We start from the raw sequence: 20,403 nt of genomic DNA, 5'->3' as shown, positions 1-20,403 counted from the left end.
GTTGTAAGTTTAAGCTATGAAAATCATTATTTTAGGCGCTGGACAAGTTGGCGGCACACTGGCAGAAAACCTCGTTGGTGAGCAAAACGAAATCACCGTCGTTGATATCGATGGTGAGCGTTTACGTGAACTACAGGATAAATATGACCTGCAAGGCGTCAATGGGCATAGTGCGCATCCAGAAGTGCTCAGGCAAGCGGGTGCCGAAGATGCCGATATGATTATTGCCGTGACCAGTTCTGACGAAGTAAACATGGTTGCGTGCCAAGTCGCCTATAGTATTTTCAATACGCCTACAAAAATTGCTCGGATCCGCTCCGAGCAATATTTAGATTACCGCGAAAAGCTATTTCACAATGACGACCTCCCAGTTGACCATTACATTGCCCCAGAGCAATTGGTCACTAAGTATATTCGTCGATTAATAGATTATCCCGGCGCATTGCAAGTACTGCAATTTGCAGATGGCATGCTGTCATTGGTCGCAGTGAAAGCTTACTATGGTGGCTTGTTGGTGGGTTATGCATTATCGGCACTCAAAGAACATATCCCCAATGTCGACACTCGCGTTGCGGCAATTTATCGCCAAGGTAAAGCCATCAAGCCCCTAGGCACAACCGTCATAGAAGCGGATGATGAGGTTTTTTTCATCGCAGCAACGAAACATATTCGTGCTGTTATGAACGAATTGCAAAAGCTAGAGCAATCGTATAAAAAAATCATGATAGCCGGTGGTGGTAACATCGGTGCAGGCCTTGCCCGCTCATTGGAAAAAAACCACAGTGTTAAGCTGATTGAACGCAATCACAGTCGCGCATCACAGCTTTCTGAAATGCTTGATAATACAGTTGTATTTTGTGGTGACGCCTCTGATCAAGAGCTTCTATCTGAAGAACATATCGAACAAGTAGATGTGTTTATTGCTGTCACCAATGACGACGAAGCCAATATCATGGCAGCTATGCTTGCAAAGCGTATGGGTGCGCAAAAAACCATGGTACTGATCCAGCGTAGTGCCTATGTGGACTTAGTACAAGGCGGCGAAATTGATATTGCTATTTCACCGCAACAAGCCACCATTTCAGCACTGCTCACCCATGTGCGTCGCGGAGATATCGTTAATGTATACTCATTACGAAAAGGTGCAGCAGAAGCGATTGAAGCAGTTGCACATGGTGATGAAAACACCTCAAAGGTGGTCGGTCGAGCAATCCGAGATATTAAACTGCCCCATGGCACGACGATTGGCGCGATTGTGAGGGACTCTGAAGTATTGATCGCCCATGATCATACTGTGATTGAGTCAGGTGACCATGTCATTATGTTTTTAATCGACAAAAAGCAAATTGGTGTGGTTGAAAAATTATTCCAGGTCAGTGCTTTATTCGTCTAACATCATAGTGAGATGGCTTATATGCCATCTCCTCCCTTAAACTGTGCTACTCATTACCCAGTACTGAAATATCAATTAAGTAATCTTTGAGTATCGCTTGGACTTGTGCATCTTGGCTATCTAAGTGAATACCCAGTGATACTATATCTTCTTGATTTTCTTTTACTCTACATACCTTACCAACAAGTGTGAGCTTTTTCGCATCTTTGCCTTCAATGAGAATCTCACAAGATAACTCTTTTAACTCTTCTGGCAGGTGGGTTTTCTGCACATCAAACATCAGACCGGCAAGAGAAATATCTTTAATGACACCGACTTCACTTTTTCCTTCCACACTCAAAACAGCAGGGATCAGCGTAGGAATACGCGTCTGAGCACGTAATTTGTATGTTTGAACCTCGTTGGGATAATAAAGATAAATTAGCCTGGCTGGGTGTGTAGTCACTGATTTAATGGTTTCTTTGAAGGCGATAATTTGTCCATCACCTTCCTCAGGCAAGGCACGTACAATCACTTCTGTGCCTTCTTTGACATAATCCATGGCCGCACCCAAACGTTGATGACTGGGATGGTTCAAGATAATAAATTGGTTCTCAAGCGCACCGACAAACTCTGTTTTGATCCGCTTACGATTGGCTGGCAGTACAATCTCCATATCGACAATACTTCCCGCTCGCATCTGTAATACCTGCAAACGATTTTCTGCCAACTCTTGTATAGTCATGCTAAATACCCCTAACTATTGCGCTGTGTATTTTTGCAGTATGGCGCCAGTTTATGACGCCATCGCATAATTACTATGAATTATCGTCTAGATAGAGAAAAACTTTAACTTTTACGCGGGATTTCACACTTGATGATGGGTTTAAAAACCCATCATCAGACTTTTGGAGGGAATATAAATTAAGTTAGATCTATCGGTGTTACTCTCAGCGCGTGCATATTTCAACACGCAAAACTTGCAAGGCTATCCTCGCCAAAATGTCGGTGTGAACAACACCAATAAGGTGAATATTTCTAAACGTCCAAACACCATAGCCAGCGTTAAAATCCACTTGGCTGTATCGGTGATATCACCATAGTGCGCCGCCACATCCCCCAAGCCAGGACCTAAGTTATTCAAACACGCCGCCGTTGCCGAAAACGCCGTGATATTATCAAGCCCTGTGCCCAGTAGCGCGATCATAATAATCACAAAGACCAACGCATAGGCAGAGAAAAACCCCCATACCGCTTCAACGACCTTGTCTGGCAGCGCTTTTCTACCCAGTTTAATCGAGTAGATGGCTCTTGGGTGCACCAAACGATTCAGTTCTCTGATCCCTTGTAAGTACAGCAAAAACACCCGAACGACCTTCATTCCACCTCCAGTAGAACCGGCGCACCCGCCTATAAAGCTAGAGAAAATCAGTAAAATAGGTAAAAACAGCGGCCAAGCTGAAAAGCTATCGGTTGCAAAGCCCGCAGTGGTACTGATTGACACCGCTTGGAATAAAGCATGATCTAGCGTCTCATCACCGTCGCTATACACTTGATTTGAAGACAATACCGCAAAACAGATCACCACCAGCGCCAGTTGAATAAACAAGAAGACTTTAAACTCAGGGTCGCGTAAATACGCTCGCACACTGCGACTAGCCACCGCCGCATAATGCAGCGAGAAATTAATCGCAGCAATGAGCAAAAACACCACACAGATAAAGTTAATCATCGGGCTATCAAAATGCCCAATTGACGCGTCATAAGTAGAAAAACCACCAATTGCAATAGTGGCAAACGCATGACAAATAGCATCAAACCAGCCCATCCCAGCAAACTTATACGCCAAGGTGCAAGCCGCAGTTAGGGCAACATAAATATACCAAAGGTGCTTTGCCGTATCGGCAATGCGCGGTGTCATTTTTGAGTCTTTTACGGGTCCTGGTGTTTCAGCACGATATAACTGCATCCCACCAACGCCAAGCATGGGTAGCACGGCAACAGCAAGTACAATGATCCCCATGCCACCAAGCCACTGTAATTGTTGACGATAAAAAAGCACTGATTTTGGTAAATACTCAATCCCAGTTAATACCGTGGCCCCGGTGGTTGTCAGGCCTGAAAAAGCTTCAAATACCGCATCGGCAAAAGACAGATTCGGTTCATCAAGGAAAATCAGTGGTACGGATGCAAACGATCCCAGTACCAACCAAAATAACACCACGATCAAAAAGCCTTCTCGGGCTTTGAGTTCACCGCGTTCTTTTCGATTTGGGTAATAGGCCATCAAGCCAATTAAAACACTAAAGATAAAAGCCAAAACGAACGGCACACCACCACCATCTTTGTAGATCAAAGACACCAGTGCTGGCGGCACCATAGTCAAACTGAACAGTGCAACGAGTTGGCCAAGGATTTTTATAATGGTACGAAATTGCATAACGCAGATCGCTTGTTGTTATGATTAGACTTGATTGTCTAATACACTTAGACGTTAGTAAACCTCATAACCTCACAAAGCAATTACTTTTGTAGTTTCATTGTCACACTGCCATGGGTCAAATCAAATATCGACTGAATGGCCAGCTTGGCTTCTCGGGCATCAATTTCAATTTGCCAACCTATCGTCGCTGCAAACGTATGCTGAATATTCAGCACTTGATATTGACTCGCTAAATGCTGTTCAATGACCCCTTGCAATGCATAATCTGACTCGCCAGTGAGTAATACGGAAGGTACTTTGACCGCTGTCGAAAGCACATTCAAGGCGTTATTCAAACTGCCGCCATAAGCCCGCACTAAACCACCTGTTCCGAGCTTAATCCCTCCGAAATAACGTGTCGTCACCGCGGTAATTTCACCAATACCAGAGCCCATCAAGACATTCAACATGGGTTTACCTGCTGTGCCGTTTGGCTCGCCATCATCAGAAAAACCTAACACATGACTGCCTCCTGGTGCGCCTGCTACATGTGCCCAACAGTTATGACGCGCATCGGGATAAGCGTCGTTAATACTGCGAATAAATGCTTTTGCATCGTCCACTGTAGGGGTATGTGCAACATGCACCAAAAACGTACTTTTTTTGATTTCTTCGTGGTGTGAAATGGTTTCAGTTGGGATTTTATATTCTGACATAAACTACTTTCTAGCAAAAAAGGAGTCTTTCGACTCCTTTTATTTAAACACGCTGAGCCGCATTTAACCTGTGCGACCATGCCGGCAGATTAATCTAAGTTAAGATCACGCGTCATATTCTCTAAACGGTCTTCGTGGACAATAATATTGTCTTCAATACGGATCCCGCCATAAGGCTTAAACTCTTCCACCTTATCCCAATTGATATGCTGCGCATGTTCACCTTTCGCTAAATCGCCAAGTAACGAATCAATGAAATATAAACCAGGTTCAATGGTAAATACCTGCCCTGATTCTATGCGCCTTGTGCAACGTAAGAATGGGTGCCCTTCAGGTGGCGCTTGATGCGTGCCTTGCTCGTCAGCCATAAAGCCACCCATATCATGCACCTGTAACCCAATGTGATGACCCAATCCATGTGGGAAGAACGTTGATGAAATGCCCTTCTCGACAATCTCATCAGCACCCAAATTAACCACTTTAAAATCGGATAGAATTTGCGCCATACGACGATGACAGTCGATATGTAAATCACCATATAATTTGCCTGGCGCAAGTGCGTTACCCAGGGCGATTTGATGCTGGTTTAACGCATCCACCATTTCCGCAAACTGACCTTGTTTTGCAAAGTCATAAGTACGCGTAATGTCTGATGCATAGCCATTGAAATTAGCACCAGCATCAATCAAGAACGATAAATGCTTGCTCGGTGCCTGACGCTCGAAATGTGTATAGTGCAAAATCGAGCAATGCTGATTGAGCGCCACAATGTTACCGTAAGGCGTATCATTTTCCATGTGTGCAGTGGCATTCAAATACGCCTGCTGAATAGAAAACTCAGAACCACCAGCATAAAACTCATCTCTTGCCGCTTTATGACCAAGCACTGCGATGCGGTTTGCTTCGCGCAAGCAAGTCAGCTCATACTGTGTTTTATAAGCACGATGATAATGCAGATAGTTCATCACCGGCTCTGGATTCATTTGTCCAAACCCAAGCGCTTGCGCGACCTCTAGATATTCGCCGATATAAGCAAACTTTTCTTTGTCGTAAGGCAACAGTTTTTCAACCTGCTCAGGGTGAACCAGCAACGTAATATCGAAATGCTCCGACCAAAAATCATTGGGTTCATCCGGTACCTTATGCCAAAAATCGACTGGACGATAAAAAATCAGCTTAGGTTTATCAACCCCATTTACGACCAGCCAGCAATGTGGATTATCGATAACAGGTAACCAGGCTTTGAATTGTGGATTGACCTTAAATGGATAATACATATCATCCAAAAACTGACGTTTAGCTTGGCCTGAATGAATAACTAACCCATCTAAGCCTTCGCGCTCAACGATGGCTTTAGTACGTGCCTGAAGCGTGGTGATATGCTCTGCATACAAATTTGCTAATGTGTCCACAGTGTACCCATATTAAATCTATGTAATTATACTTGAGTCTAACATAGCACCGTCTCAAAAACGATGCCATGCCAACCCCTTGAAACAAAGTACCAACTACCTTGGATTAGCGGTTGCCGCCTATACTCATATCCAAGATCCCTGCCAATACGTTCCCTTCTCGGCCTAATTTAGTATGGTAGACCTGTCGATATGCCATGACATTTTTCACATAGTCCCGAGTTTCTTTGTACGGGATAAGCTCAATCCACAGTTCAGCTGGCATCGCCTCACCGGGTATCCAACGTTTTACTCTGTGATAGCCTGCATTATAAGAGGCCGTCGCTAATATCTCATTGCCTTTGGTTTTACGTTTCAAATACTCTAAATAATCTGTTCCTAAACGAATATTGGTTGAAGGCTTCATTAATTGTTGTTTAGAAACTCGCTTTTTCGCGACATAACGTGCCGTGCTTGGCAAAATCTGCATCAAACCATAGGCATCAGCGGATGATCTGGCATCTGGGGCAAAACTACTTTCTCGACGAGCCACCGCATAGCTCCAGGCCAGATCGACTCGATTTCTTTCACTGTATCGTTCAAATAAGGTATCAAACGCCATAGGGAAACGTAGATCGACATAATTCCATGCCTTAATTTGCGCTAAGGTATATATGGTGCTGTCATACCAATCTAAATCAGCTGCTAATATCGATGCCGCCAATTTTTCTTGAGTACTAGAGGTGTTGGTTAAATAGTTCCACTCTCTGCGCGCTTGAGTAAAGCGATCTAGCTCATACAATGCTTTAGCACGCTTAAACCCGGGAGCTTGTGATACCGTTGCCAAGGTTTGCTCATCTACATCCAATGACTGTGCATTCATAGAAGGTGGCAAATTGAGTCTCGCGGCCGCTAAAAAGCCGTAATAATCTCTTTTTCCCGCTAATTGTTGCCAAAGTTCAGCCGCCTTCCCGCGCTCTCCACGCTTATCATAGCTATAGCCAAGCCAATAAGTTTGTCCATTACTCAAGTTATCCATGCCGGTGAACAGTGCCGCAATTCCTTCCCAATCTTGCTCTTTGAGCATATTACTCATCAACCACTGACGCAGCTTTACATCCTGCAACTCATTTGGCACTTTATTTAACCAAAAACGTGCTTGCTCATGCCCTTTCGATGCCAGTGCTAAGGCAAAACGATAAGCTACACTGTCTTTTTGTGCCTGGCTAAATTCAAACATGCCCTGCAATTTATCCCAAGCTCTCAGTGCGAGCTGAGGATCTCGCCATATAAGGCGTCTGACACCATACACCGCAATTTCACTTTCTTTTTGACTACGCTTTTTATAACGATATAAACCCGCTGAGGCACTTGGATCTCTGCGTACCGCCACATATAAATCCGCTAAATACGACTCATGCCTTGGCAATAACGTTTTTAAGTACTTGATTAACGAAGTCTGTCCACCTTGAGCTGCTTTAGTAATGCGCTGCCAAATTAGTTCTTGTGAACGATAACCCGCTTTTTGCCACTGTGAAAACAGTTTATCACACGCTTTAGGCTGTGATTTTCCCACCACCCACAAAGGTTCAACTTGATCTAATATGGCTTTTTTAGGCGCACCTAAATCAAGCTGAAATTGCAAATACGTACACTTGAGATCGGCATTCGTCGTTTCTTGAAAGTGGTTAATAAATTGGGCTTTTTTACCCCGCCTTTTTAAATAATTTAGCCAACTTTTGCGTACAGGCCAATCCAGTGGAGTGTGATCATATACAGATAAGAACTGTGCAATCTCACTTTCATATTTCAACTTGGGATGACGTTTATAAAATGTCATCTCAACATAAGGCTTTAAGGGATGATCAAGCTCATCCAATGCCTGTTTAAATTTATTATAATTGCCAGACCAAGCAATACGCTCAGCCTGAATAAAGTCTTGATGGGGTTTTTGTGCATACCCGTGGGTACCTAACAAAGTGAAAAAAGCGCACATACCCGTACTAAAAAACCGAGAGATCCGTAATTTCATGGTGACCTATACTTTACATAAATGCGTTGTATATCTAGACCCAGCCTATTTTTAAAATCATGATTTAAAGACAATGGCTGAGTACTCTCCTTAATTTAACTGCTTAAAACAGTCACGAGCAGCACGTCTGCCCTGCCCATAATCAAGTTATGCATGATTGAAGGTTTAAATAAACTGAATGCGCAAACCTTAAAACACCTTAGTTCAATCTATGCACTTAGCCACCTTAACATCCCAATTTATGCTTTACAGTAAATCTGCGGTAAATTTTTCATTGCAATTTTCATTTAAAGACGCCACACTGAATTAAATGACAACTCATCGTACCAGTGTCACGGAGAACAAGTATGTTAATCAAAAGCGAGTCCTTTGTAGTTGATTTTTGCAAAGGCAATATTGCTGAGTTTAAATTTTGTCTGCCCGGTTCGGTCAACAAACTCTCTCAGCAAACCCTGCAAGACTGTGCCAAAGCACTAGCTGAACTCAGCGCACGTGATGATGTAAAAGGCCTAATTTTTACCAGTGATAAAGACCACTTTATCGTTGGTGCCGATATTTTCGAATTCTTACCCACTTTTGATCGCCCAGAGCAAGAACTCGTCAGCTGGATCAAAGATGCCACTGACGTCTTCGATGCGATTGAAGATTTACCTTTCCCAACCCTATCAGCCATCAATGGCCTAGCGCTTGGTGGTGGGTGTGAGTGGGTACTTGCTACTGATTACCGTATTGCAACGCCGAATGCCAAAATTGGCTTACCAGAAGTTAAACTTGGGATCATGCCAGGATTTGGTGGCACAGTGAGACTACCACGCGTGATCGGCGCTGATAATGCCATGACTTGGATTTCAACAGGTCAAGAAAATCGCGCACCAGATGCTTTCAAAGTCGGTGCATTAGATGCCGTTGTTGCAGCGGATAAATTAATGGATGCTGCCATTAAAACACTAGAGCAAGCCATCGATGGTAAGCTCGATTGGCGAGCAAAGCGTCAGCTTAAACTTGAGCCATTAAAAATGAATCGTGTCGAGCAAGGCATGAGCTTTGCGATGGCTGAAGGCATGGTTATGGCTAAAACCAAAGGTCATTATCCTGCGCCAGTGATGGCTGTAAAAACCATCAAAGCAGCAGCTAACCTTACCCGTGACGAGGCAATGGCAATCGAAAATGCCAACTTTGCAAAATTAGCCAAAACAGCAGAAGCAGCTGCACAAACGGGGATCTTCCTGGCCGATCAGTACATTAAAGGCGTAGCGAAAAAACAAGCTAAAGCCAGCCAACTGAAGATTAACCAAGCGGCTGTGCTTGGTGCTGGTATTATGGGTGGTGGCATTGCCTACCAATCTGCCTATAAAGGCACGCCGATCGTCATGAAGGACATCAACCAAGCGGCCCTTGATTTAGGCATGGGCGAAGCTGCCGGCCTACTGGGTAAAAAAGTAAAACGCGGCCACATGAAAACAGAAAAAATGGTCGCTACGCTTGGAAAAATAAAACCAACACTCAACGAACGTGATTTAGAAAACTCAGACATCATTGTCGAAGCCGTTGTGGAAAACCCACAAATTAAAAAAGCCGTACTGGCTGATTTAGAAAAGCAGTTACCAAAAGGCACTGTGTTGACGTCAAATACCTCTACTATCCGTATTGATGAGTTAGCGACCGCACTAGAAAATCCAGAATATTTCTGTGGTATGCACTTCTTTAACCCGGTTCCTAAGATGCCATTGGTTGAAATCATTCGTGGTGAAAAAACCTCAGATGACACGGTTGCAGCCGTTGTTGATTACGCATTGAAACTTGGTAAATCCCCCATTGTCGTTAATGATTGCCCGGGATTTTTTGTTAACCGCGTTTTATTCCCTTATTTTGCAGGCTTCAGTAAGCTTGTTGTTGAAGGGGCTGACTTTAGCCAAATTGATAAAGTCATGGAAAATGTATTTGGTTGGCCAATGGGCCCCGCTTACCTTCTAGACGTGGTCGGCATCGACACCGCGAATCACTGTACAGGCGTGATGGCTGATGGTTTCCCAACCCGTATGGCCCGCCAAGATAAAGATCCGGTCGCCTTACTAGCCAATGCAGAGCGCTTTGGTCAAAAGAATCAAAAAGGGTTTTATCAATATGCCCCTGATAGAAAAGGTCGTTTGAAAAAGAGTAAAGATCCCGAATCATTGACGCTATTGAGTCAGATTTGTGATACCGCGCAGCAGTTTGACAAGCAAACTATTATTGAGCGCTGTATGGTACCGATGATCAATGAAGTCTTGTTGTGTTTGCAAGAAGGCATCGTTGCTTCTCCACAAGAAGCAGATATGGCATTGATTTACGGTATTGGCTTCCCGCCATTTAGAGGGGGCGCTTTCCGTTACTTAGATCAAATTGGTTTAAGTGAGTTTGTTGCTATGGCAGATAAATATGCTGACTTAGGTGAAATTTACCAAGTTTCTGAGCAAACACGTGCTTGGGCAGCAGAAGGTAAAGTGTTCTATCAAGTGGAGGGCCAGTAATATGGAACATGCAGTTATCGTAGATTGTCTTCGTACCCCTATGGGCCGCTCCAAAGGTGGTGTGTTTAAGCATCGCCGTGCAGAAGATCTCAGTGCACACCTCATGAAAGGTCTACTTGAGCGTAACCCACAAGTTGCCCCAGAGTCCATTGATGATATTTATTGGGGTTGTGTTCAGCAAACACTTGAACAAGGGTTCAACGTTGCACGTAACGCAGCACTTCTCGCTGGTATACCACACTCTGTACCGGCAGTGACCGTAAACAGATTGTGCGGCTCTTCAATGCAAGCACTGCATGATGCCGCTCGCGCTATCATGACAGGCGCAGGCGATACGTACCTTATTGGTGGTGTTGAGCATATGGGCCATGTCCCGATGACCCATGGAGTAGACTTTCATCCAGGTCTGTCTACTTCAGTTGCACAAGCAGCCGGCGTAATGGGTTTAACCGCAGAGTATCTCGCAACGCTGCATGGTATTAACCGTGAGCAACAAGATGCATTCGCAGTACGATCACACCAACGCGCTCACGCAGCCAGTGTTGAAGGCCGCTTTGCAAAAGAAATTTTACCGACAGAGGGTCATGACGAACACGGTATTCCTGTATTGGTTGAACATGATGAAGTGATCCGCCCAGAAACCAGCCTTGAAGGACTGAGTCAATTACGCCCCGTGTTTAATCCAGCCAGTGGCACTGTGACAGCAGGTACTTCATCCGCACTATCTGATGGCGCGTCGGCCATGCTCGTGATGAGTGAAAGCAAAGCCAAAGAGCTTGGCCTGCCGATCAGAGCGCGCATTAAGTCAATGGCGGTTGCAGGCTGCGATCCCTCTATCATGGGTTATGGCCCTGTTCCAGCGAGCCAAAAAGCACTTAAACAAGCAGGTATTCAAGTGGAAGATCTAGATGTAGTCGAGCTTAATGAAGCATTCGCTGCGCAATCTCTACCTGTAATGAAAGACCTCGGATTATTAGACGTAGCCGACGAAAAGGTGAACCTCAATGGTGGCGCAATCGCACTTGGCCACCCATTGGGTTGTTCTGGTTCGAGGATAAGTACGTCACTGATTCATATTATGGAAGAAAAAGATGCCAAATATGGCCTTGCAACCATGTGTATTGGTTTAGGCCAAGGTATCGCCACCGTATTTGAACGCGTGAATTAACACGCTTGTTGTCATCGCCAATTTCAACTTGGTAACCAAGGTAAAGTCATCTATTGTGACTTTGCCTTTTTTATCGCCGATTTAAATTAGACCTTATTCTAACTATTTATCCCAGCCCTCTTTAAATTTTCATACATGCCAAGTTAGAATGTCTTTTTTAATTAAGGCTAAGTGCAATTTTATGAGTTTTGACAATACTGATCATACCTTAGATGCGATTGGGCTTCGTTGCCCAGAGCCGGTGATGATGATCCGTGGTATGGTGCGAAAAATGAATCATGGTGAAACGCTATTAATAGTGGCAGACGACCCTTCAACGACCCGTGATATACCTAGCTTTTGCGAATTTATGGACCACACATTAGTTGCACAAGAAGTGTCACAATCTCCCTATCGCTATTTGATCAAAAAGGGGAAATAAGCCCTTTCATTATTCATTAATATGTCCACTCAAGGTGGCTTAACACTTAACAGCGCTCTAAATTAATCTCTTTGTACAATAACCATCGGATTATTGGCATCTCGATAATCTAGGGTAATGCGATACCACCCTTTCTTATCTGGTGTAAAACTAAAGTAATTATAGATGGTGTTGCAGTCTGCAGGCTGTGGTTTGACTAACGTAATCGCACTAGTATATCGATAACCACAGTTATAACCTTGGCTCCAAGCTTCGTCCGCAATTTTAAATTCATATACTTTACCGGGACTCATAAACCGAGCACGAACGGTATATATGCCATTTCCCTGAGGCTTAAGTTGGTATATGCCCTCAGCATCCCACAAACTAAAATCACCGCGTAAATACATGGGACGCTCGATGACTTTTGCATCAGGTTCATTGGCCCCCGTGGCGATTTGTTCACTTACGTTTGGTGAAGCGCAACCCACAAGTCCTAACAAAATCATAATGGATAACGCGATTCTTTTGTCCATTTGTCTCACCTTTTTAATAATAAAAAAGCCAGCATCATAGCTGGCTTAATACAGTGTGTTTTTACTTAATTTTGTAATACAGAAATATCTGCTGTATTCAAAAATAAGCGGCTCAGCTGACTTAATAATGCAAGGCGATTATTCTTAACCGCTTCATCATCTGCCATGACCATCACATTGTCGAAGAAGTTATCAACGGCTTCACGCAGGCTTGCCAAACGCGTCAATGCTTGTTGATAGTCACCTTGTGCATACACAGGTGCAAGCTCTTCAGTCAATGCCGCAACTTGCTCTGCCAGTTGTTTCTCAGCATCTTCGTTTAACAAATCAGCCGATACTGCAGCGTCACTGGTTACATTGTTCTTAGCCAAGATATTATTTACACGCTTGTTAGCAGCAGCAAGTGCCTCAGCTTCATCCAATGTACGGAAGTGGCTTACCGCTTTCACACGGCGATCGAAATCAACCGGTTGTGCAGGACGACGTGCCAATACAGCTTGGATCACATCAACGCTTATCCCTTCATCTTGATACCAAGCACGGAAACGACCTAGCATAAACTCAAAGACATCATCTGCAACCTTGTCATTGGTCAGCTTGTCGCCAAACAGGGTTTGTGCCTTTGCAACAATGTCTAAAATGTCTAACTGAAGCTCTTTCTCAACCATGATACGTAATGCACCAATGGCAGCACGACGCAATGCAAATGGGTCTTTATCGCCTTTTGGAATTTGGCCAATACCAAAAATACCCACTAGCGTGTCAAACTTATCAGCCAATGCGACTGCAAAACTAATTGGGTTGGAAGGTAGTGCATCACCTGCAAAACGCGGCATATATTGCTCGTTTTGTGCAACTGCCACTTCTTCTGCTTCACCGTCAATGCGCGCATAGTGCATACCCATGACGCCCTGTACATCAGTAAACTCCATGACCATTTCAGTCATTAAGTCTGTTTTGCTCAAAAGGCCAGCGCGCTCTGCCAATGCTTTATCCGCACCTAATTGTTCAGCAATATATCCTGCCAATGCAGCAATACGTTCAGATTTGTCTTTCAGTGTACCCAGCTGCTTTTGGAATAAAACGCCGCCAAGCGACTCCAAACGACTTTCCAGAGTTTTCTTCTTATCTGTTTCAAAGAAGAACTGTGCATCTGCTAAACGCGGACGAACCACTTTTTCATTGCCTGAGATAACCACACTTGGATCTTTGCTTTCAATGTTTGATACAAATAAGAACTTATTGATCAGCTCGCCTTTGTCATTCAATAACGGAAAGTACTTCTGGTCATCTTTCATCGTATAGATGAGGGCTTCATCTGGTACAGACAAGAACGCTTCATCAAATGATGCAGTCAGTGTTACTGGCCATTCAACTAACGACGTTACTTCTTCAAGTAAGTCTTCATCCATTGCGACAACCGCACCCAGTTTTGCAGCTTCAGCTTCAATCTGAGCACGGATCTGTGTTTTGCGCACATCGTAATCAGCAATGACATACGCGTTCTTTAAAGTATCAAAAATGTCATCAGCATGGGCTAAAGTCGTGCGTGCCGGATGATGGAAACGGTGACCTTGCAGTTCATTACTGATCTGTTTGCCCAGTACTTCACCTTTAATGATCTCATTACCTAGCAATGCTGCAACCGTGTGCACAGGGCGGATAAATTGTGTTTTATTCGCCCCCCAACGCATTGGCTTGGGGATCGGTAATTTAGCCAAAGCTTTTGCAATCACATCACTCAGTAGTTCCGTTGCCTGTTGGCCTTTTACAGTTGCCTTATGAAGTAACCAAGCGCCCTTTTCAGTTTCTAACTTGTCTGCTTCACTCACATCAATGCCGCAACCGCGTGCCCAACCCTGTGCAGCTTTTGTCGGGTTACCCTCGGCATCAAATGCCGCTTTAATCGCTGGGCCTCGTTTTTCAACGACTTTGTCTTTTTGCTGCGTTTCAAGTTGCTTTACTTGAATGCCTAAACGACGAGGAGATGCATACCAACTCACACCTTGATGCGCAAGCTCTAGCGCTTCTAATTCCGCCGCGGCATTTTGAGCAAATGCTTCAGCTAACTTGCGTAATGCTTTTGGTGGTAATTCTTCAGTACCAATTTCTACTAATAAATTTTCAGTTGTCATGATCAGTCCTTACAAAGCGGGAATCCGAGTGCTTCACGCGCTTCAAAATAAGCTTGTGCACACGCTTTTGATAATGCTCTTACACGCAAGATATAACGCTGACGCTCTGTCACAGAAATAGCATGACGCGCATCTAATAAATTGAATGCATGAGAGGCTTTCATTACTTGCTCATAGGCTGGTAATGGTAAGCCCGCTTCGATTAACTTTTGGCTTTCTTTTTCGCACTGATCGAACTGGTTAAATAACGCGTCGACGTCAGCATGCTCAAAGTTGTAAGTCGATTGCTCGATTTCATTTTGCATGAATACGTCACCATAAGTCACACGACCCATAGGACCGTCTGTCCACACTAGGTCATAGATGCTATCCACACCTTGTATATACATGGCTAAACGCTCTAAACCATAAGTGATTTCACCCGTTACTGGAGAACACTCAATACCACCGACTTGCTGGAAGTAAGTAAACTGGGTTACTTCCATGCCATTTAGCCATACTTCCCAACCAAGACCCCAAGCACCTAATGTCGGTGACTCCCAGTTATCTTCAACAAAACGGACTTCGTGCGTTAATGTGTCTATACCCAGAGCTTCTAATGAGCCAAGGTATAACTCTTGAATATTATCCGGTGATGGCTTTAGTACAACTTGGAACTGGTAATAGTGTTGTAAGCGGTTCGGGTTTTCACCATAGCGACCATCGGTTGGTCTACGACATGGCTGAACATACGCGCTCGACATTGGCTCTGGACCAATTGATTTCAGGAAAGTCATCGGGTGGAATGTGCCCGCACCAACTTCCATATCTAGTGGTTGTGCAATTACACAGCCTTGCTGTGCCCAATAGTCCTGTAAAGCCAGGATCAACCCTTGAAAGGTTTTGATATCATATTTTTGCATAGTTGGCTTTTATATTTATTTGGTACATGGGACTCAAATTAGCGGCAAATCAAATAGCGCAAAATTGAGTTTTAATGATTGAAAATTATGCTCAGTATACCGTGTGCGGTGCACAGAATTAAGCGTTAAAACGAAAAAAAGGAGGGTTTCCCCTCCTTTTTTATGGATTTGCTATGAGGCAGAGTTATACGTCTAAGTTAACTACTCTCAGAGCATTCTGCTCAATGAAGTCACGACGTGGTTCAACTTGGTCACCCATCAAGGTTGCGAATAGCTGATCGGCAGCAATCGCATCTTCGATAGTCACACGTAGCATGCGGCGTGCGTCAGGGTCCATAGTCGTTTCCCAAAGCTGGTCAGGGTTCATCTCACCCAACCCTTTATAACGTTGTGTATACAAGCCACGCTTAGACTCATTGATTAGCCAATCAAGGGCTTCAACGAAGCTGCTAACAGGCTGAGTCTTTTCACCACGTTGGATGTAGCCACCTTCTTCGATGATATGTGCAATTTGCTTACCTGTGTTTGCAATGCGTGCATAATCTTTAGAAGTAATAAAGTCATAACTGAGAGTGTGTGCTTTATCAACGCCATGCTGACGAATATTCACCACTGGATAATACATGTGACGCTCATCATCATAACTCACTGCTGCAGAGAAAATTGTCGCATCATCATCATGCTTGATAAGGTCAGCAACAAGCGCTTCACTCCAAGCTGATACTTTTGCTTCATCACTTAAGTCTGCTTCAGTCAGTTCAGGCTGGTAGACAAGACGATTCATGATTGATGCTGGGTATTTACGCTGCAAACGCACAATTACATCAACCGTCTTTTGATAATCATGGACCAAATTCTCTAAACGATTGCCTTCAATCGCATCAGCACCTTCGTTTGAATACAGTGCCGCTCCATCAAGGGCTAATGTTGTTAGGTACTCAGTCAATGCGTGGTCATCTTTTATATAGCGCTCTTGTTTGCCTTTTTTCACTTTATAAAGTGGCGGCTGAGCAATATAAACATAACCACGTTCAATGATTTCTGGCATTTGACGATAGAAGAAGGTCAATAACAACGTACGAATGTGTGAGCCATCCACGTCCGCATCGGTCATGATAATGATACTATGATAACGCAGCTTCTCTGGGTCATATTCGTCGCGTCCAATACCACAACCGAGAGCAGTAATTAACGTTGCAACTTCTTGCGAAGACAACATCTTATCAAAACGCGCTTTTTCAACGTTTAAGATCTTACCTTTTAGCGGTAGTATCGCTTGGTTTTTACGGTTACGACCTTGCTTTGCAGAACCACCTGCTGAGTCACCCTCCACTATATATAGTTCAGATAGCGCTGGGTCTTTTTCTTGGCAGTCAGCTAATTTACCAGGTAAACCAGCAAGATCCATCACACCTTTACGACGCGTCATCTCTCTTGCTTTACGTGCTGCTTCACGCGCTCTCGCTGCATCAACGATTTTATTCACGACAGTTTTAGCATCTTGCGGGTTTTCAAGTAAAAATTCATTCAGCTTTTCAGCCATGGCTTGCTCTACTGCGCCTTTGACTTCACTTGAAACCAGCTTATCTTTAGTCTGAGAAGAGAACTTAGGATCAGGTACTTTAACACTCACAACCGCGGTCAAACCTTCACGTGCGTCATCACCGGTTGCACTGGTCTTGTTCTTCTTATTAAAGCCCTCTTTTTCCATGTAGGTGTTAAGTGTTCTTGTTAACGCCGCACGGAATCCAGCAAGGTGGGTACCACCGTCACGCTGTGGAATATTGTTCGTGAAACAATAGATATTCTCTTGGAAGCCATCATTCCACTGCATAGAAACTTCAACGCTGATACCATCTTCACGTTCAGTGGTAAAGTGGAAAACATGCTGATGTACAGGTGTTTTCTTACGGTTAAGGTATTCAACAAACGCTTGGATACCACCTTCATACTTGAAGTGGTCATTTTTGTTTTCTTCACGTTCATCAGTGAGGATAATGCTCACACCAGAGTTGAGGAATGACAGCTCACGAAGGCGTTTTGCAAGAATGTCATAGTGGAAGTTTATATCAGAGAACGTTTCAGGGCTTGGCCAAAATCTCAGTTCAGTACCTGTTGACTCAGCTTCACCAATCACGGCTAGAGGTGCATCAGGCACACCCATAGTGTACTTTTGTTGATGCACTTCGCCATCTCGGCGGATAGTTAGTTGTAGTTTTTCAGAAAGTGCATTAACAACAGAAACACCTACACCATGAAGACCACCAGATACTTTATATGAGTTATCATCAAACTTACCACCAGCGTGTAGTACAGTCATGATTACTTCAGCAGCTGATACGCCTTCCTCTGGGTGAATCGAGGTTGGTATACCACGACCATTGTCGCGTACAGAAACAGAGCCATCAGTATGAATTGTCACAAAAATATCGTCACAGTATCCAGCTAATGCTTCATCAATTGAGTTATCAACAACTTCGAAGACCATGTGATGTAATCCAGTTCCATCATCAGTGTCGCCGATATACATTCCTGGACGCTTTCTTACAGCATCCAATCCCTTCAGTACTTTAATACTGGATGAATCATAATTATCAGACATGGTTAATTCCAATTAATTTGTTATTAAACGACCATGTTCCACGTGGAACATCTCAATACTTTTATCAAGTCGTTCCACAACAGGCGTTAAACTGTCTGAACTGATTGCTGAGATAAACAGCTGTGAGTCGCAAATAGTAAGGAGCTTTGCCACACACCCTAAAGTCTCAGAACTCAATTCAGATGGTAAATCATCGATTAGCAAAATAGACTGCTTTTCAGTCTCTTGTTCAATTAAATTGTTCTGTGTAATCTTGAGCGCATAAAGCAGCAGCTTAAGCTGGCCTCTAGACATGATCCCTTCAACATTATGACCATGCACTTTAAAATTAAAGTCTGCTTTATGAGGACCTCGACTTGTATAGCCGAGTTTTAAGTCTCGCTCAAGCTGTGTTTGAAGGACATCACTTAGTTCCCCTTTCCAACCCGCATCATAGCGAGTTTCAAGGCCTTCAAAAACAGGGCTAATCCCCCCTATCTTATCAAAAAAATAGCCTTCAAACCTACTTATATACGCTTTTCGATAGATATTTATTTGTTCAGCCAATTCAATAAATTGTTTGTCCCAAAATTTAATTTGCTCAATACAATTTGCGGGTTTTGATTTTAATAACGCATTGCGCTGTTTCAGGACTTTATTAAAGCTTTTCCAAACTTCGAAAAATAAATGTTCCACGTGGAACACTCCCAAATCAAGAAACTTTCTCCGTTCTTTTGGGCCACCAAAAAATAACTCATAACTCTCTGGTGTGATGACTTGAACGGGTAAAATTTGTGCTAGTTCTGCAATACGTCGACTTGCTTGCCCTTGAATACGAAGCTGCGTATCACCGCTTTGATCCTTGCTAATTCCAATTGGTATAGACAAGTTATGTAGTTGTTTTTTACCGTGAACAATACATTTTTCCTGACTACTACGGATCATCAACTTGTGCTTATTTGTGCGAAAAGAGCGACCACTAGACAAGAAATAAATCGCCTCAAGCAAGCTAGTTTTACCACTGCCGTTTTGGCCTAGAATTAAGTTAAGGTCTTTTGAAGGGGAAATAGAAATTGCCTCAATGTTGCGAAAATCATTGAGGCTTATATGTGTCAAACTCATTGAGCGCCCTCTATAGGCGCATTGGCATTACAACGTACATTGCGTCATCCTCGCCACTGCCTTCAATCAAAGCACTGCTATTTGAGTCAGCTAACGTAAATTGCACATCCTCTGTTTTTAATGTGTTTAACACATCCAGTAAATAAGAAACATTAAAACCAACTTCAAGATCATCCCCTTGATAGTTCACTTCTACCGTTTCTTCAGCTTGCTCTTGTTCTGGGTTGTTGGCACTGATCTTCAAAATGCCGCTACTTAAATTCAACCTTACACCACGAAACTTTTCATTTGATAAGATCGACACGCGTTGAAATGCACTGCGTAGCCACTCACGATTAGCCGTCACAAGCTTATCGCCACCGCGAGGTAAAACACGACGATAATCTGGGAAGCGCCCATCTACAAGCTTACTGGTAAAAATAACTTCTTGATCAATAATACGGAAATGATTTGCACCAAATTGTATAGTCAACTCTTCATCATCCGCTGGTAGTAAACGCATTATTTCTAACACGCCTTTGCGAGGAATGATCAGCTGACGTTGCGCACCAAGTGATTGCTCAAGTTGCTTCTGCGCGATGGCCAACCTGTGACCATCTGTCGCCACAGTTTTAATTTCGTTACCATCCACTTCAAATGACATACCATTTAAGTAATAACGCACATCTTGGTTAGCCATCGAAAAATGTGTTGCTTCGAGTAACTTACGTAACTCTAAACGCGTTAGCTTAAATTCAACCTCACCTTGCCACTCTTCCAAATTAGGGAAGTCTTCAGCAGCTAATGTCGTCAATGAAAAACGACTTTTACCACTGGTCAATAAAACTTGATGCTCTTGTGTACTGAAGTGCAAGTCCGAATTATCAGGCAGGCTCTTACAAATATCCAACAGTTTCTTGGCTGGTAATGTAAGCTTTGTGTCTGCTGTGTCATTATCAAGTGTAATAGACGCAACTAACTCAATTTCTAGGTCAGTTCCCGTCATTGACAGTACACCATTTTTTACTTCTAAATGTACATTAGACAAAATAGGAAGGGTGTGTTTGCGCTCTATGGCACCAGACACCTGCATTAACGGCTTTAAAAATTGTTCTCTTACTATCGTTATTTGCATCA

General features: G+C 43.6%; 15 protein-coding genes. 4 read left to right on the top strand and 11 right to left on the bottom strand.

Annotated elements, in window-relative coordinates:
- Positions 1-16: 16 nt before the first annotated feature.
- Positions 17-1,393, top strand: coding sequence for a Trk system potassium transporter TrkA (gene trkA, locus N473_RS18435; RefSeq protein WP_039611126.1), 1,377 nt, complete (start codon positions 17-19; stop codon positions 1,391-1,393).
- A 46-nt stretch (positions 1,394-1,439) separates the two neighbouring features.
- On the opposite strand, the gene N473_RS18430 is transcribed toward trkA, so the two are convergent.
- The 5 genes from N473_RS18430 to N473_RS18410 form a co-directional block, all read right to left on the bottom strand.
- The gene (locus N473_RS18430; RefSeq protein ID WP_063369185.1) at positions 1,440-2,117 is read right to left on the bottom strand and encodes a flagellar brake domain-containing protein; all 678 of its coding nucleotides are present in this window, start codon (positions 2,115-2,117) and stop codon (positions 1,440-1,442) included.
- A 243-nt stretch (positions 2,118-2,360) separates the two neighbouring features.
- Positions 2,361-3,812, bottom strand: coding sequence for a TrkH family potassium uptake protein (locus N473_RS18425; RefSeq protein ID WP_039611128.1), 1,452 nt, complete (start codon positions 3,810-3,812; stop codon positions 2,361-2,363).
- An 83-nt stretch (positions 3,813-3,895) separates the two neighbouring features.
- On the bottom strand, positions 3,896-4,510 hold the full coding sequence (locus tag N473_RS18420) for a YigZ family protein (RefSeq protein WP_039611129.1): 615 nt from the start codon (positions 4,508-4,510) through the stop codon (positions 3,896-3,898).
- 89 nt (positions 4,511-4,599) lie between these two features.
- Positions 4,600-5,922: a Xaa-Pro dipeptidase gene (gene pepQ / locus N473_RS18415; protein ID WP_063369184.1), complete on the bottom strand. Its 1,323-nt coding sequence runs from the start codon at positions 5,920-5,922 to the stop codon at positions 4,600-4,602.
- A 106-nt stretch (positions 5,923-6,028) separates the two neighbouring features.
- Complete coding sequence (locus N473_RS18410; RefSeq protein WP_063369183.1) at positions 6,029-7,897, bottom strand: transglycosylase SLT domain-containing protein; 1,869 nt, start codon at positions 7,895-7,897, stop codon at positions 6,029-6,031.
- A gap of 383 nt (positions 7,898-8,280) precedes the next feature.
- On the opposite strand from N473_RS18410, the gene fadB reads away from it, so the two are divergent.
- From fadB to tusA, 3 genes are all read left to right on the top strand, one after another.
- Positions 8,281-10,443 (top strand): fatty acid oxidation complex subunit alpha FadB, encoded by a 2,163-nt coding sequence (gene fadB, locus N473_RS18405; protein WP_063369182.1) that lies wholly within the window; start codon positions 8,281-8,283, stop codon positions 10,441-10,443.
- Between the two features lies 1 nt (position 10,444).
- A complete protein-coding gene (gene fadA / locus N473_RS18400; protein WP_039611132.1) occupies positions 10,445-11,611 on the top strand; it encodes an acetyl-CoA C-acyltransferase FadA in 1,167 nt (388 codons plus the stop codon).
- Between the two features lie 181 nt (positions 11,612-11,792).
- A complete protein-coding gene (gene tusA / locus N473_RS18395) occupies positions 11,793-12,032 on the top strand; it encodes a sulfurtransferase TusA (protein WP_063369181.1) in 240 nt (79 codons plus the stop codon).
- 62 nt (positions 12,033-12,094) lie between these two features.
- Here the strand turns inward: tusA and N473_RS18390 are convergent, their stop codons facing one another.
- From N473_RS18390 to dnaN, 6 genes are all read right to left on the bottom strand, one after another.
- Positions 12,095-12,547, bottom strand: coding sequence for a hypothetical protein (locus tag N473_RS18390; RefSeq protein ID WP_063369180.1), 453 nt, complete (start codon positions 12,545-12,547; stop codon positions 12,095-12,097).
- A 65-nt stretch (positions 12,548-12,612) separates the two neighbouring features.
- Positions 12,613-14,682 (bottom strand): glycine--tRNA ligase subunit beta, encoded by a 2,070-nt coding sequence (glyS, locus tag N473_RS18385; RefSeq protein ID WP_063369179.1) that lies wholly within the window; start codon positions 14,680-14,682, stop codon positions 12,613-12,615.
- A 2-nt stretch (positions 14,683-14,684) separates the two neighbouring features.
- Complete coding sequence (gene glyQ / locus N473_RS18380) at positions 14,685-15,584, bottom strand: glycine--tRNA ligase subunit alpha (protein ID WP_039611136.1); 900 nt, start codon at positions 15,582-15,584, stop codon at positions 14,685-14,687.
- A 184-nt stretch (positions 15,585-15,768) separates the two neighbouring features.
- Positions 15,769-18,186 (bottom strand): DNA topoisomerase (ATP-hydrolyzing) subunit B, encoded by a 2,418-nt coding sequence (gene gyrB / locus N473_RS18375; protein ID WP_063369178.1) that lies wholly within the window; start codon positions 18,184-18,186, stop codon positions 15,769-15,771.
- Positions 18,187-18,198: 12 nt separating this feature from the next.
- The gene (gene recF, locus N473_RS18370; protein WP_063369177.1) at positions 18,199-19,287 is read right to left on the bottom strand and encodes a DNA replication/repair protein RecF; all 1,089 of its coding nucleotides are present in this window, start codon (positions 19,285-19,287) and stop codon (positions 18,199-18,201) included.
- A 10-nt stretch (positions 19,288-19,297) separates the two neighbouring features.
- Complete coding sequence (gene dnaN / locus N473_RS18365; protein ID WP_039611141.1) at positions 19,298-20,401, bottom strand: DNA polymerase III subunit beta; 1,104 nt, start codon at positions 20,399-20,401, stop codon at positions 19,298-19,300.
- Positions 20,402-20,403 lie beyond the last annotated feature (2 nt).

The organism is Pseudoalteromonas luteoviolacea CPMOR-1, from assembly GCF_001625685.1.
Taxonomy (GTDB): domain Bacteria; phylum Pseudomonadota; class Gammaproteobacteria; order Enterobacterales; family Alteromonadaceae; genus Pseudoalteromonas; species Pseudoalteromonas luteoviolacea_K.
Note: the sequence above shows the minus strand (reverse complement) of the source record. Positions and strands in the feature narration are given on the sequence as shown.

What these genes read in the sequence shown, in the direction of transcription:
- trkA (WP_039611126.1), top strand. Translation starts at nt 17, where the DNA reads ATGAAAATCATTATTTTAGGCGCTGGACAAGTTGGCGGCACACTGGCA.
- N473_RS18430 (WP_063369185.1), bottom strand. Translation starts at nt 2,117, where the DNA reads ATGACTATACAAGAGTTGGCAGAAAATCGTTTGCAGGTATTACAGATG.
- N473_RS18425 (WP_039611128.1), bottom strand. Translation starts at nt 3,812, where the DNA reads ATGCAATTTCGTACCATTATAAAAATCCTTGGCCAACTCGTTGCACTG.
- N473_RS18420 (WP_039611129.1), bottom strand. Translation starts at nt 4,510, where the DNA reads ATGTCAGAATATAAAATCCCAACTGAAACCATTTCACACCACGAAGAA.
- N473_RS18410 (WP_063369183.1), bottom strand. Translation starts at nt 7,897, where the DNA reads ATGTGCGCTTTTTTCACTTTGTTAGGTACCCACGGGTATGCACAAAAA.
- fadB (WP_063369182.1), top strand. Translation starts at nt 8,281, where the DNA reads ATGTTAATCAAAAGCGAGTCCTTTGTAGTTGATTTTTGCAAAGGCAAT.
- fadA (WP_039611132.1), top strand. Translation starts at nt 10,445, where the DNA reads ATGGAACATGCAGTTATCGTAGATTGTCTTCGTACCCCTATGGGCCGC.
- tusA (WP_063369181.1), top strand. Translation starts at nt 11,793, where the DNA reads ATGAGTTTTGACAATACTGATCATACCTTAGATGCGATTGGGCTTCGT.
- N473_RS18390 (WP_063369180.1), bottom strand. Translation starts at nt 12,547, where the DNA reads ATGGACAAAAGAATCGCGTTATCCATTATGATTTTGTTAGGACTTGTG.
- glyS (WP_063369179.1), bottom strand. Translation starts at nt 14,682, where the DNA reads ATGACAACTGAAAATTTATTAGTAGAAATTGGTACTGAAGAATTACCA.
- glyQ (WP_039611136.1), bottom strand. Translation starts at nt 15,584, where the DNA reads ATGCAAAAATATGATATCAAAACCTTTCAAGGGTTGATCCTGGCTTTA.
- gyrB (WP_063369178.1), bottom strand. Translation starts at nt 18,186, where the DNA reads ATGTCTGATAATTATGATTCATCCAGTATTAAAGTACTGAAGGGATTG.
- recF (WP_063369177.1), bottom strand. Translation starts at nt 19,287, where the DNA reads ATGAGTTTGACACATATAAGCCTCAATGATTTTCGCAACATTGAGGCA.
- dnaN (WP_039611141.1), bottom strand. Translation starts at nt 20,401, where the DNA reads ATGCAAATAACGATAGTAAGAGAACAATTTTTAAAGCCGTTAATGCAG.